The sequence below is a fragment of the Vibrio sp. MMG023 genome (genome assembly GCF_021654215.1).
Lineage (GTDB): Bacteria > Pseudomonadota > Gammaproteobacteria > Enterobacterales > Vibrionaceae > Vibrio > Vibrio jasicida.
Map to the genome: position 1 here is coordinate 387,743 of NZ_JAKFZP010000005.1, position 13,327 is coordinate 401,069.

A 13,327-nucleotide genomic window follows, 5' to 3' on the forward strand; every position below is an offset into this window, starting at 1 on the left:
CCTTTTTATTGATAACAGAAAAATTTTTCAGAGAGACAGCTATGGCTCGCACCATTCTTTACACTTACAAAGACCAAGACAAAGAACTGACGTTCTCGTACCAGCAACACCGCAACATTCAAGAAGCAGTTGCAGAGGCGGAAGGTATCGACATCACTGAGTACCTAAAGATGGAGCAGCAAATCGAAGCAGTATCTGACACGAAGGCAGTACGTAACTACCGCGACAATCATTTCAGAAAATTAGGCTTTAGCAAAATCACCCTAGCTCAAAAAGAAAACTTGGGCGTAGGTAAAAAGAACAAACAAGCTTAACCACAAAAGTTAAAAACAAAAAACTCGCGGCAAATCGCGAGTTTTTTTATGTATGAAATCCAAAATCAACACACTATAGCTGAGGCTCTACGATCACAAACTGGTTCGTTCCCGCAATTGGCGCATACCAGTCACTGCCTTGAACGTAGAAAGTCGCCCCATTAACGGTCACCGTGGTTGCTTCATTCGGCAACACGTCGACTATCTTACCTGCCATCCCCTTATTTGATACGACAGTGGTACTCCCCGTATTCACTTGGCTTTGCACAGATACCGGAGGTTGCTCCACGTAAATATACTGATCGCCACTTCGCTTGTAATAGACATTATCCACGACGGCATAAGTGATCCCCGCTATCACTAGGTAAGTCGCGGTTCTCGGAATTTTATTGTAATGGTATACACGGTGAACTGGCGCTTTATAAACGGGACGGTAGACAGGCTTTACCACCACCACCTTCTTTCCATGCTTTGGTGGCTTAGGTGCTGAAGGCTTAGCAAACGTCGGTGAAACCATACCAACTAAGGCGATGCTAAGAACGCCGTAGCGCAATTTTGATGAGTTAAACATCTTCATTCCTACTGTTCGTGGAAGCAATACAAACAGCTTATCAAACGAGAGTTCAAGGGACGTAAACGAAGCGTAAAGCTGGGTAAAGATGGCAGCTCAATAATACAAAGCAGCAGGATGGTTCGATAAAAATAAAAAAGCCTCGTTTCACCTTAAGGGAAAACGAGGCTTTCAATTCTGGTCTTATGTGTTTTCGCTTACCGAAAACTCAGACGATTATTTGATGTTTAGGAACGCAGCACCACGTACGCCGCCTGAATCACCATGTTTTGCTTTGATGATCTTCGGGCACTTCGCTACAGAAAGTAGGTACTTAGGAATACGTTTTGGCATCTCTTCGTAAATCAGTTCGAAGTTAGATAGACCGCCGCCTAGTACAACAACGTGTGGGTCAGTCGCAGTAAACAGGTTCGCGAAGCAGATTGCTAGAAGCTCCATAAAGCGCTCAACGTGCTCAACCGCTTTTGCTTCGCCTTCTGCGTGTGACTTAATGATATCGATCGCTTTCTTCTCTTCGCCGTAGTAATGCGCGTAAAGAAGCTCGAAACCACGACCAGATAGGTAGCTATCTAGACAACCTTTCTTTTCACAACCACAACCTAGTAGAGGTGCGTTTTCGCCTAGGTGGAACCATGCGTCGATAGGAAGACGTGTATGACCTACCTCACCCGCTACGTGGTTACGGCCAGAGAATACTTTACCTTCGTAGATAAAGCCGCCGCCAAAACCAGTACCAAGGATCAAACCCAATACAGATGGTTCATCTTGAAGGTCTTCATCCCATGCTTCAGAAAGCGCGAAACAGTTTGCATCGTTTTCAATTTTTACGCTGCGACCGATTTTAGCTTCAAGATCAGCACGAAGTGGTTTGCCTTTTGCTGCAGGTACGTTAACCGTTAGTACAGTTGCATCATCAGCGTCTTCCATCCCAGGAAGACCAAGACCAATCGTACCTTCACAACCAAATTCCGCATCGTATTTGTTAACCAGACCTGCGATAGTTTCTACCAGCAAATCGTAGTTGTCTGTTGGTGTTGGTACACGTTCAGTTGCTACACGCTCAAGTTTTTCGTTAAACGCACCAAACTCGATTTTAGTGCCACCGACATCAAAGCCGTAATACATGCAATTCTCTCCTAAAAAGCTCAAACGACTCCCAAAAAATGCTGGAGTCAAAAAAGATAAACTCCGAGCATTATCCATATCTGTACGCCTGCAAACCGTGACCGAATGCAGATTTATCCCCTCGTTTAAGCCAGTTGAACAACAAGCCATCAACAAAAGTTCATTCCTTAGAGTTAGCTCTCGATTTTAGCCCACTCTTTGAAATGTTTCAGATGCGGTCGAGACCAGTCAGTTTTTACTCGAGTTTTCGTCAGCATGTAGGTTTCACGAAAGGCTTCAAACCACAATTGCAAACACTCCGAAGCTTGTTCTTCACCTGCCTGTTTGAACACTAACGTCGCGACCTCTGCTGTAGACAGATGCTGCTCATTGTCCGAGCGGCGCATGATGTATTCAGACAGTGATTCCGGCTCAATAGAAAGCACAGGCAAAGATTTAAGAAACTCTGAACGGCGAAAGATCTTGCGCGCTTCTCGCCAGCTACCATCAATGAAGATCAGTAACCATTTTTTATCTGAGCCATCGGAAGCCTTCAATCGCTCTGGATTCAAACCATCCAATAAACGCTCAGGCTCATCCACGTAATCTGCTGGGAACACAACCACAGGTTGATAAGCATCGTTTTCTAGCAGTGCAAGCATCTCTTGAGAAGGCTCGGTACGATTCCATTGATACACGTAGGTCTCTTGAATCGTATCAGCAATTAGACGCCCGGTATTGCTTGGCTTGAACACTTCGTTTTCCGATACGACCAGCATGCAGGCAATATTGGATTCGATGTTCGGCTGAATGTCGCACAAACAATATTGCTCAGAAACCTGACAATATGGACAGCGAACCACTTTACAGCCACGAGCGTTAAACGGCTTCGTTGAGATAGATTGACGGTGCTGGTATAAACGATGGAAAGCGTGGGTTCTCATGGATAGAAAGTGCCAGTTAGAATAAGTGCATGTATAAAGTAGAGCGCGATTCTACTTGCATCGCCAGTGAGTCTCAAGAAATGCTCGTAAACGGACTGATATTCACATTCCTTTCTTCTCGGTGAAAGATACGGTGGAGTCTTAAGGTCTTAACAAATAAGCGAATCAATCAAGGAAATTAGCGTGACCGAAACTGCATTTAACGACCCTTCTTGGCTACGACTCAGCATCTTTATTGGTGTTTTGTTGCTTTGTACTCTGTGGGAAAACAAGCTACCGAGAAAGCAGTTGACCGTCGACCGTTCATTTCGCTGGTTTAATAACCTCACATTGGTCGCACTAAATAGCGTCGTTATTGCCGTTGTCATGCCTATTGCCGCTTTCCAAGCAGCCATCATCGCTTATGAAAACCAATGGGGTCTACTCAATGCACTCTCCTTCCCGACTTGGTTAAATGTGCTGATAGCCGTTGTGTTACTCGATCTCATCATCTACCTGCAGCATTTAGTTTTCCATCGCGTTAAACCGCTGTGGAAACTTCACCGCATGCATCATGCAGACTTGGATATCGATGTCACAACCGGAACACGATTCCACCCGATAGAAATCATTCTCTCAATGATTGTAAAAATCGCTGCGGTGTTTGCTTTAGGCGTGTCTCCTATCGCCCTCGTGGTGTTTGAAATCGTATTGAATGCTAGCGCGATGTTTAACCATAGCAATGCAAAGCTGCCACTACCTTGGGATTCGAAGTTACGCAAATTGGTTGTGACGCCAGACATGCACCGCGTGCACCACTCTGTCATCGTGCGCGAGACACATTCAAACTTTGGCTTCTTCTTGTCGATATGGGATCGTTTGTTTGGCACTTACCGCGCTCAACCGGAATTAGGTCATGATGATGTTGTGATTGGTGTTCCAGAGATTCGCGACAAAGACGAGCAAAGGTTGGATAAACTGATCACCCAGCCATTTCGTTACAAGGAAAAGTCTTCCTCATGAGCAGTTCAATGAAAGTGAATGTGTTTGGAAAAATCATGCTTGCTGAATGCAAAGATGGGATTTGGACGCTTTATATCGATTCGGAAACTTCGATAAAGCGCCCAATCAGAGACTTTGTAGTGCCGCCCTTTCTCGATGAAGACGAGTTACTGACCTACCTAGATGATATGTATCACGAACACGCGACCGCAACTCATCCCAATGTATTTCGGATTGAATAGAAACCGTTAGGCTTTAATCAAATCGCGTTTTTTGTTTGATTGGGTCACACCAACAAACAAACCGATAATCCCAAGAACAATTGAAGAGATGGCGAATACACTCACATCCTGTTGTTTATTGATGGCTGCGTAAACAAATGCAGCACCAAAAAAGATTGCGCCAAAACTAAAGCCCGATAGCGCGGCAAAAATTCCGAAGCTCGCGAGATCCTTAAAATTGTCCATTTCTCATCCCTGTAAAAATACTTAATAACAAAACAATAATTAACGGAATATCTGACGTGAATGGCGATGCTTTTGCGAATTCCACAGCCAAATTGATACTCCAATAGAAAACCCTAACAACAACGTTTGCCATTGCAGCTGTCCACTGCTCTCCAATACGCCCAATCCATAGTGCGCATAAGAGTTAAAGCCTACGCTGCTCAACATAATCAATAACAGTAAAACCAACCCAGTCCGGCGGTGCCTAATCAGCAAATAAACGGCGAGTAAATCAAGGAGACCAAGCGCGCTCCAATACATGTTTAACCAGCCTGGGGCAAAATCGTAAGGCAAAAAGCCATCGACAATATTGTCGTAAATGTGGATGACACCACCCACTGTCAGGCAAAGGCATAGGAGAAACAGTACGAATTTATCCATTATCGTTTCCTTTCCTTATCTGAATGAATGCGCAAAGCATATAGAAATCAGCTAAATAATTGTAATTTCAACGCCATTTTTGAGAGCGACAGTGCCTTTAAACCGTACGTGAGAGGTTGAAAGAACAAAAATGGCTGTTCTTCCTTATCATTTCGCTCCTGATAAAAGCATAGCGTTTGGTTTGATGGTTCGCTTGAAAGCTTAATTAACCTCTATTGGCCCTTTCTGCGCCTGCATCGTTATTGTGTATGGTAGGAATAAGGTATCAGCCAACGCTGAAAAAGCAGTATCAAACACAAAGAAAGGCACCCCATCTAGTTTGGAACCCGTGTTTTCAGAATAGCTAGGCTCACCATTCAACAAGCACATGTTGTAATTCACTCCACTATAAACTCTTGGAATTTCCTCGCAGTAGCTCCGTTTCCCCTCATGAGAGATTCTCACATGATTGTTTGTTGGGTTTAGGGTCTCTATCGTGGCACAACCTTGCAACACAATGGCTGCCAATATGACGAGTCGTTTTTTCATGAACTTTCCTTGTTTGTGTTTCCTTCGTGAGAATGATTTACGTATTTCTTTGCTTACTGCTGATAAACGTGAGATGTGACGTTTGGATGTGGTTTAGAAGCTGCAACAAATCTCCCAGTGAAATTGTCGGGAACGAGTAATAGTCAAACGTCAATATTGCTCCCCCTCTTTAGTCTTCGCATCAATGAACACAAACTTCATCGAAGGAGGAAAGATAAAAGCATCATCACATCGATAACCTCTTAGCCAAACACCATCATCCCGCTTACGCAAATACAAACCTCTGGGATAGGTCTCTTCCTGAGCAAGAGGCAAAGAAGCTAGCGTTTTGTATTCGTCTTTTGTGAGTGAAATACCTTGAAGTAACAAGTATGGTGCGACGGCGAGCGGACAAGGCTCTAGCCCTTTCAGAGCTGCATGAGCAAGAAGCTCAGCCAGCGTTGCGCCAAAAGGTGCCCCCAATTCCGAAGGCGTTGTTACCAATACAGACAATGTCTGGCCACCTTGTTTGGTTTGTATCATTTGGTCTTCAAACAGCTGTAAGGCAAACGGATTGAATTGAATGCGTTGTTCTTTGAGTTCTTTAAGTAACTCTGCATTCGTGTGATTACCGATTTCAACTTTCACTTCATTGCTCCAAGGCGGATAAGTTCACGAACCTGTTCTAAAGCACGTTGAAAAACAGGATGCGCACGAGAAGAAATGTCGTTCGTAACTTCATGCCAAAAGAATTCGAAATCATGCCCACCATCGTCTTGAGTGTGGAAGACCCAATGTTCCGGCAATGCTTCACATTCACACAAAACGAAATGCCAAAGTTGCTCTTTAAACCCACTCTCCCAAGCCCCTAAGTAGGTTGTGTGATTGACCAATTCGATGCCCGACTCTTCTGCCAATTCTCTTTTTGCCGCACTGAAGAAGTCGTAATCGAAGGGTTCAACAGTGCCTTTCACCAACTGAACGCCCGCAAGAGGATGTTTGAAAATAAGAATCTCGCGGTTTTGTTTTCGTAACACCAGAGGACACACTTTATCGACCACAGAGTACCTCCTCGCTCTGAAGGCATATTTGTTTCGCCTCGACTGGAAAGAGAGGCAACATGGCTAGCTCAGTAAAATTCACCCATCTCAAAATATATTGATTGGAAGCCGATTGCCTTTGTTGTTCGGGGCCACTACCTAGCGTAGGGGTGGCTGAGCCGATATGGGATAAGAAGTAATGATCCTTTCGGCCTTGATTTTGAATCTGAAACACAGGTGTGAGCGATGTCAGCTCTATAGAGGTTTCTTCCAGTGCCTCGCGTTTCGCCGCTTCAGAAAGAATTTCTCCATCCTCTACACTACCGCCAGGAAACACCCAATAGTGTCTATCGCCCTTCACTCGTTCAATCAATAAAACTTCTCGGTGATCGTTTATTAATATCAAACTTGCTCGCTCCGGCATTCATCTCACTCCCTTGATTTAACGGAACATTCTAACAACCCTGAAGCGACAACAAAGAATTAACAAATACTAATGACACATTTCTCCCGTGCCGTTAATCAATTTGCGATTTGGGTCACTCACTCTTGGAGTCAAAAAATAAAAAGGCAGAGCGATGCCCTGCCTTTGGTCGTATTGGAAGTTGGTTTGGTCTTACCTAATGCTGGATCAACTCACCTGATGCAGTTCGTATTTATGCAGCATCGCTTGTTGGTGCCCCGCGATGTCTGCGACTTGTTCCGAGCTTTCAACCATGGATTCTAATTGGAGTTTAGTGTATTCACCTTGGTCAGAAATATGTGTAATGGCTTGCGATACATCGGCTGTTGCTCGTTCTTGCTCTTCTGTCGCAACAGAAATCTGTTCGACACGTAGCTGTATATGTCGAACCGCCGCATCGATATCCGAAAAAGCCGACTTTACTTCATGACTCGATTGAAGTGCATGCGCCATCTCTTCACGCGACTCACTTACCGCTTTACGTGAACGTTCTGCGGCAGCCACCAGCTCATTCATCATCTCTCGAATATTTGTGGTTTGTTGGGACGTATCACTCGCTAACTGGCGTACTTCATCGGCGACGACTGCGAAACCTCGCCCTTGCTCCCCTGCACGCGCCGCTTCAATCGCCGCATTCAAAGCAAGTAAGTTGGTGTTATCAGCAATACCACTGATCATGTCTACCATCTCGCGGATCTGCTTAACTCGTTGGTCGAGTTCTAACATCGACCGCTCGTTCAAATTAAGGGAGCTTTCAAGAGACTCCAAACGCTGACGGTTTTGCTCTACCACACCAACCCCCTTCACTGTGTGTTCTGTCGCTAAATGCGAATCTTCGGAAGAGGCATTTGTCACCGTCGCGATCTCTCTAATCGATGCTTCTAACTGAGTAATGGTCGTCACCATGCTCGCTAGCGCTTCATTTTGCACAGTTAAGCTTTGATTTGTTTGCTCGGCCGCATCGTGGCTTATCTCAGCGGTTTGGTACAAGGTTTCGCAGTTACGTGTGACGGTAGAAATCGAATCGTGTGTTGAATCGATAACTTGATTGAGTTTGCGTGCGACTTCTTTAAGCTCAAACGGGCCAATCTCTTGCGCTCTATCTCGGAAATCATGTTCCGTTAAAGCGGAGAGACGAGTAAGGATGTTTTTCAACCCTCGATTGATCCAAGTACGGAGGCCAAACCAAGTCGCTAACACCACAAGCGAGATGACGCCAGCGGCAACAACAACCATTAAGCTGACGTTTTGAATGGTACTGTGGACAATAGTTTCACGCTCATCAATCAACGCTGAGGCGGAATCAGATACTTGGTCGAGCAAATACATGGTTTCGTTTGAGAGCTGAGAGGCACGTTGAAACTCCACTTTTTGCTGTTCGCTCTGTTCGAGTTTCGCCAGAATCAAACGCAAAACCCCGTCATCTTTGAAGCCTGCCTGTACCATCTCATAAGGTGCTGTTAGGCTGGCGAACTCAGTCACTTCAGGGTGCCATTCTTTGAAGTCATCGTAAGCGAGATTTATACCAGCGATACGGTTTCGCATTTCTCTGTATTCTTGCTCCGCTTTCTCTAGCTCGGTTTGCATCATCATGACCAAGAAAGTGCTTTCCATCGAGCTCGCGGATGCAATGAATCGATTTGCCGCATCACTCGATTCAGGGTTGTCGTTGCTGAGAAACGAGCTGATACGGTTCATCTCTGGACCAATCGAACTTAACCCATACCGAAACCCACCAACGGCCGAGTTAATGTCGCTTTGCATTTTAATCACCGCAGATTGTTTCGATAAAATGGAATTGGTGACTTGATGCAACTCCTGAACATTTACTTGTAACATGTTAGATAAATGTTCCGCGACTCCCGATGTTTGTTCTATTAAACCTTCAGTTTGCTGTGCGAGAGCGTCAATTTTGGCGGTGATGAGAGGAAGTTCATCTGGATCAGAAATTTGCATTCCATAGTTAAGCAACTTTACTTGCTCTAAAACATTTCTTGTCAGTGTCGCATTTGCCATCGCCATCGGTAACGCTTTTTGAGACAACTCTTCAAATTGTTCGCCAACCTGCTCCATTCCTTTGAAACTTGAGACAGAAAGAGCTATAACAAGAGCGATGATAGTTAAAAATGTTGCACTGATCGTTTGAATCAGTGAAAAAGAAAAGCGTAGACGTTTGCGCGTTGTCATAATCAATTAATGTTCTTTCTTGGGTTTGAATCAACTTTCCGTTTATTCGTCACAGAAGTGAGACAAAACGTAATTTGCTGCCCATACTAGGTATTGGTCATGACATTAATATTTCAGTTTTAAGTTGTAGGGATGACAGGTGGGTGATGTGCGTCGTATTTATTTTCCTTTGATAATCAGTGTACTACTTAGTGCATGTTCGTCCGCCCCCGATCCAGAAACACAAGCTGAGGTCTCTCTTCCTGTTACTGAACTGCTCTCCGACAATCGGGGCCTGTTCGACTTTTATGATGAGTGGGAAGGCACGCCTTATCGCTTGGGTGGAACCAAAAAGTCTGGTATTGATTGTTCTGCCTTCGTACAGAAAGCCTTTGTCGAGGCATATCAAATGTCGTTACCAAGAACGACAAGACAGCAATCTAAGCAAGGCGTAGAGATGAGCTGGTCAGATGCACAACAGGGTGATCTAGTGTTTTTCAAAACAAGAAGAACCACTTACCATGTTGGTATCTATCTAGGGAATAAGCAGTTTATGCACGCTTCTACATCGAAAGGCGTGATCATTTCAAGAATAGACAACCCTTATTGGGCATCGAAGTTTTGGCAAGTAAGAAGAGTTACCATGTAACTCCTCTTTAGATCGAAATGACGAGAGACTAGATTCAATCGTAAGTCGCGACAGCGGTATCAAATAAGTTTTTCACTAGCGCAATGTATTCATCAAGGAATGCAATTTGCTCGTTGGTCGCTTTCTTACCCCAAACGCCAGCTAACACTTCGCCAAGGTCTTCAACGACGGCATCCGCTTCTTTAAGTAGCTTGAAACGTACACTTGAATGCAGTTCTGGGTTTTGTTCGAAAATCGCCATGATGTTCGACGCCACCATGTCATTCACGACATCTTCGATGCTTTCTGATCCTGTGTCACCAATTTCAGACGTGAAAATATCTAAGTTAAGTGACAGGTGCTCTATAAGAGCGAGATATCCATCGGTTTCTACAACCACTGTTTTTCTCCGTTTAATGCAAGCCTTCGAAGATGAAAGCGAATTAGTTTCAATAGTAAGACATGCCGAGAAAATTTCATTAACTTATTTCATATTAATGAGAACTGGCACACTAACCGGATATTTTTTAATCAACCAGATTAGAAACTACAACGGCTTTCCTGTGAACTCGATTTCATCCACAAACAATGTAAAGAGGTTCACATATAGGTAATATACACTAGTAAAATTGAGGAGCGCTTCGCTAAAGCTCCATACAGCCTTCATTGAGAGTTACAAGGCTTGCTAAACTGGTATCCCTCACACATCAGCCCTTAATTAGGCGATTGTAGTTGTTAGTTCCTACTAAAGTACAATTACAAACATCACACACGATGAACCTAGGTGAACTTGAGTCGACTTACCATTTACACCTTACCCCTAGTAACCACTACGTCTGATTGAGAAAACAACACTGCATAACGCTGATTGTCTTTGTGTGATTGGGACTTTATTTCCAATTTACTTACGGTCTGGCTTGGCAACGCTTTTTTCAACTTTTTATTTATGTTTGAGCAAATAGGTTGAAGAAAATCCTTCCCCATTCCAACCAATGATGTGTGCTGGTTTTCTTTGAAGTCTTCAGGTGTCGTACCAAACGTACCGAAGACTCTAGGATCTTTAGCAATCTGTTGATAATAATTTAAAAACTCTCTGCCGTGCTCTTCTTTATCTTCAAAGTCGCGGTCTACTAGGAGCCCTGCTTCGCCTTTATCAAATAGCCACAGATAGAAAGCGAGTTCTTTTGCTGTAAACACAACATCTACACCATGGACAGAGAGCAGTTTTGATGACATATCGATGGAAACTGCGACCTTCTCTTCATGAGAAGAGTTCAGCATGGCCACCGTTTGACTAAATGATAGATTCGCCATGTTTGAGAAAATATGTTGGTCAATGGCATTTCGCATTCGCACAAACGGTATTTCTGCGAGAGTTACCGTGGCTTGACTAACGTCTATTTCCCCTTGTCCATTTTTACCAGTTACCCATTTTGGCTGTTTAGTCGGATACCAAAAATCTCTGACAAATTCGTAGTCATCATCAACAAAAACATGACTTAGTGTATCCTGGGCCCTACCAAACATAGACATTGCATAGCCAAAATAAAATGCCATTGTCTTTCGCCCACCAGCTAATGATGCATGGATGGCAGTGTTTCCATCAAGAGCCAGTTCATAAACTTTACGAGTAATAAAGTCGGCCATAAAAGTCTGGTCTTCTATGGATTTAGCATCATCAATGAATTCGCCTTTATCGTTCTCTATTAACCAAACGTTGCGCTCATCAAATTTAAACTCTGGAAGTTCATATTCATTCTTTAATGCTTCTAAGTGCCCATCCCTGATCAAACCGTTGAGTAGCATGTCTTTGGTACTCATTGTCGTGATCACATACACTTCATCTGGAAATGGACGTCCACTTTGCGCTATTGCAAACAGAGTTTCAGTAAGAACTTGAGGACTTGCCCCAGTTGTTGATAACAGTATGTTTTTCATAAATTATTTCTTGAGAATCTTTCTTGTTTGAATTAAACGACTATCAGCGAATGATGCAGTACTTATTGTTTTAAGTATTAAAGCAGTTATTTTCCATCATCCCACTGATTAAGATAGTCCGCTAAGATGTCACCATGACAAGCCTGTGGCTTACAAAAACAGCCTAGGCGTTTACCTGCGAGCTCATAAACCTTGTTCTTATCAATATTCAAAAACTTATCGTAATCGAAGTCATACTTGAACATTCGAATAACAGCATCACGCGGGTCTTCATCACTATCTTCAAACGTTTCAAACATCGAGTGTGGATTTCCCCAATATGAGCCCCGCCCTATGTACTCATATGAATCTGTGGAAGTCTCTTTAAATTCTGGGTTGTTTTTTATGTTAATCACTCGCGTAATTGATACATTAATAACCCTTAGCGGGCGATTTAGTGCCTCAATAGTTTGAACCTGCTGAACGAACTCTTCGCCATCATCAAAAACTATTGCATGGGTAAAGTCTAAATCTTCAAGCGATATTTTCTCTACTGACATACTCACATTAAAGTCCGCCGAATAATGACGAATCAACCCTCTATAATCATTTAAGCAAACTAAACGGTAGTGACTCATATTACGGGTAATGTTAATCAGCTTCCTATTAAATTTTGACTGACAATTAAACGCTTTTGGATATAAAACTAATACTGTATTCATCATTGTAAGTGCTCTATCTCTATATCAACGTCAACGTTTTTTGCAATAAATTCAGCGACTAGGCGTCTATGACATCGGTCTGCTTCATGTTCACTACACAGAAAGCAAACACCATCTAACTCAACAGGTTCAAACAAGTTATGCACATTCCTCTCCGTCAATAACTGGTTGAACTGAGACTCATACTCTCTCCAATCAAGGTTCTTTTTCTTGTAACCATCTAGGATCTCTTTCGTGGGAGAAAATACAGGCATATGAATATAGTTAATACTGCATAGTTCTTTAAGGAAGTACTTTAAGTCATCTTTTTTAGCAAACCCGGCTAATTGAGATACGTTGTTCAATCTTACATCTATCAAAGTTTCAACACCGTTTGACTTCAATAACGAAAAGAAACGTTCCGCATTTTTCTTTGTAAAGCCTATCGTATAAATCTTCATTTCATTTCCTGCTCAATAGATAGCTGCAATAATTTTATAGCAATTCCCTTGGTAATTTTCCCCAAGACTAATACAAAGAATGCCCATCAGGCCATCTTGCTTGTACACTAAATCATCAAAATTAGGTGACGTAACAGGCAGATCATAATCGAATCCGTTGTATGAAAATGTCGCTCTGCGTTTAGAGCCAAAGTCCGCAGTGTAAAGCGATAAATTATCAACTCGCACCAAGAATAACGACTGCTCTACATGAACCAACTTGCTTTGTATATCGCTATAACTCACACGAGTTCCAGGTCCCCATAAGCTGTTCGGGTAATCCAAGAACTGGGTCAATTCATCCTTTGAAACGTTGTAACGCTGTTGCCATTCAGACCCATCTACTAGTCTATTCTCGGGTTGATTTTCGAGCGGTACTGCTCCCTTAAATGAAATGTTTACCTTCTGTAATGTCTTTACAGGATAAATTCCATATGGGTTTCGAGCACTAGATTGAATAGTAGTCAACTCAGCACCAAAAGGTGTAGCAACCGGACGAATCCATTTCTTGGTTTCTAAACATTTTCCAGCCACACAACGTTGACCTTTTTTAATGGAATTCGCTAACACAACCATTGTGCAACTCGATTGATTCAGGCACACA

19 protein-coding genes are annotated in these 13,327 nt (G+C 43.2%); 4 read left to right on the plus strand and 15 right to left on the minus strand.

The window, feature by feature from the left end; genetic code table 11:
* The first annotated feature begins 41 nt into the window (after positions 1-41).
* The gene (locus L1076_RS18175) at positions 42-314 is read left to right on the plus strand and encodes a DUF2960 domain-containing protein (RefSeq protein WP_237304207.1); all 273 of its coding nucleotides are present in this window, start codon (positions 42-44) and stop codon (positions 312-314) included.
* Between the two features lie 73 nt (positions 315-387).
* Here L1076_RS18175 and L1076_RS18180 read toward each other — a convergent pair whose 3' ends face one another.
* The 3 genes from L1076_RS18180 to L1076_RS18190 all read right to left on the minus strand — a co-directional run bounded on the left by L1076_RS18180 (position 388) and on the right by L1076_RS18190 (position 2,933).
* Positions 388-885: a hypothetical protein gene (locus L1076_RS18180; protein WP_039977297.1), complete on the minus strand. Its 498-nt coding sequence runs from the start codon at positions 883-885 to the stop codon at positions 388-390.
* Between the two features lie 216 nt (positions 886-1,101).
* Positions 1,102-2,010 carry an N-acetylglucosamine kinase gene (nagK, locus tag L1076_RS18185; protein ID WP_005445828.1) on the minus strand — a complete coding sequence of 303 codons (909 nt, stop codon included), beginning with the start codon at positions 2,008-2,010 and terminating at the stop codon, positions 1,102-1,104.
* Between the two features lie 173 nt (positions 2,011-2,183).
* Complete coding sequence (locus tag L1076_RS18190; protein WP_237304208.1) at positions 2,184-2,933, minus strand: tRNA-uridine aminocarboxypropyltransferase; 750 nt, start codon at positions 2,931-2,933, stop codon at positions 2,184-2,186.
* A gap of 183 nt (positions 2,934-3,116) precedes the next feature.
* Here L1076_RS18190 and L1076_RS18195 point away from each other — a divergent pair, with 183 nt between their 5' ends.
* Entirely contained in the window at positions 3,117-3,935 is an 819-nt protein-coding gene (locus L1076_RS18195; protein ID WP_237304209.1) for a sterol desaturase family protein, read from the plus strand.
* Entirely contained in the window at positions 3,932-4,156 is a 225-nt protein-coding gene (locus tag L1076_RS18200; RefSeq protein ID WP_050566735.1) for a hypothetical protein, read from the plus strand. The genes L1076_RS18195 and L1076_RS18200 overlap by 4 nt, the downstream gene beginning before the upstream one ends.
* Positions 4,157-4,162: 6 nt before the next feature.
* Here L1076_RS18200 and L1076_RS18205 read toward each other — a convergent pair whose 3' ends face one another.
* The 7 genes from L1076_RS18205 to L1076_RS18235 all read right to left on the minus strand — a co-directional run bounded on the left by L1076_RS18205 (position 4,163) and on the right by L1076_RS18235 (position 8,998).
* On the minus strand, positions 4,163-4,381 hold the full coding sequence (locus L1076_RS18205) for a hypothetical protein (protein ID WP_038872726.1): 219 nt from the start codon (positions 4,379-4,381) through the stop codon (positions 4,163-4,165).
* A gap of 39 nt (positions 4,382-4,420) precedes the next feature.
* Positions 4,421-4,801, minus strand: a complete 381-nt coding sequence (locus L1076_RS18210) for a hypothetical protein (RefSeq protein WP_020197396.1) — start codon at positions 4,799-4,801, stop codon at positions 4,421-4,423.
* Positions 4,802-5,002: 201 nt separating this feature from the next.
* Positions 5,003-5,329 (minus strand): YceK/YidQ family lipoprotein, encoded by a 327-nt coding sequence (locus tag L1076_RS18215; RefSeq protein WP_237304210.1) that lies wholly within the window; start codon positions 5,327-5,329, stop codon positions 5,003-5,005.
* 150 nt (positions 5,330-5,479) lie between these two features.
* The gene (locus tag L1076_RS18220) at positions 5,480-5,956 is read right to left on the minus strand and encodes a hypothetical protein (RefSeq protein ID WP_054756122.1); all 477 of its coding nucleotides are present in this window, start codon (positions 5,954-5,956) and stop codon (positions 5,480-5,482) included.
* Positions 5,953-6,369, minus strand: coding sequence for an NUDIX domain-containing protein (locus L1076_RS18225; RefSeq protein ID WP_054756120.1), 417 nt, complete (start codon positions 6,367-6,369; stop codon positions 5,953-5,955). The genes L1076_RS18220 and L1076_RS18225 overlap by 4 nt, the downstream gene beginning before the upstream one ends.
* Positions 6,359-6,772 carry an NUDIX domain-containing protein gene (locus tag L1076_RS18230; protein ID WP_038875021.1) on the minus strand — a complete coding sequence of 138 codons (414 nt, stop codon included), beginning with the start codon at positions 6,770-6,772 and terminating at the stop codon, positions 6,359-6,361. The genes L1076_RS18225 and L1076_RS18230 overlap by 11 nt, the downstream gene beginning before the upstream one ends.
* Before the next feature lie 207 nt (positions 6,773-6,979).
* Positions 6,980-8,998, minus strand: a complete 2,019-nt coding sequence (locus tag L1076_RS18235) for a methyl-accepting chemotaxis protein (RefSeq protein ID WP_237304211.1) — start codon at positions 8,996-8,998, stop codon at positions 6,980-6,982.
* 139 nt (positions 8,999-9,137) lie between these two features.
* Between L1076_RS18235 and L1076_RS18240 the strand changes: the two genes are divergently transcribed.
* A complete protein-coding gene (locus tag L1076_RS18240; protein ID WP_039977304.1) occupies positions 9,138-9,626 on the plus strand; it encodes an NlpC/P60 family protein in 489 nt (162 codons plus the stop codon).
* A 34-nt stretch (positions 9,627-9,660) separates the two neighbouring features.
* Here the strand turns inward: L1076_RS18240 and L1076_RS18245 are convergent, their stop codons facing one another.
* The 5 genes from L1076_RS18245 to L1076_RS18265 form a co-directional block, all read right to left on the minus strand.
* Positions 9,661-10,005, minus strand: coding sequence for a DUF3802 family protein (locus L1076_RS18245; RefSeq protein ID WP_038875014.1), 345 nt, complete (start codon positions 10,003-10,005; stop codon positions 9,661-9,663).
* Positions 10,006-10,412: 407 nt separating this feature from the next.
* Entirely contained in the window at positions 10,413-11,543 is a 1,131-nt protein-coding gene (gene csm6 / locus L1076_RS18250) for a CRISPR-associated ring nuclease Csm6 (protein WP_237304212.1), read from the minus strand.
* Positions 11,544-11,629: 86 nt separating this feature from the next.
* On the minus strand, positions 11,630-12,247 hold the full coding sequence (locus tag L1076_RS18255; RefSeq protein ID WP_237304213.1) for a DUF4326 domain-containing protein: 618 nt from the start codon (positions 12,245-12,247) through the stop codon (positions 11,630-11,632).
* Complete coding sequence (locus L1076_RS18260; RefSeq protein WP_237304214.1) at positions 12,244-12,684, minus strand: DUF488 domain-containing protein; 441 nt, start codon at positions 12,682-12,684, stop codon at positions 12,244-12,246. Before L1076_RS18260 ends, L1076_RS18255 begins: the two co-directional genes overlap by 4 nt.
* Before the next feature lie 12 nt (positions 12,685-12,696).
* Entirely contained in the window at positions 12,697-13,299 is a 603-nt protein-coding gene (locus L1076_RS18265; protein WP_237304215.1) for a hypothetical protein, read from the minus strand.
* Between the last annotated feature and the right edge of the window lie 28 nt (positions 13,300-13,327).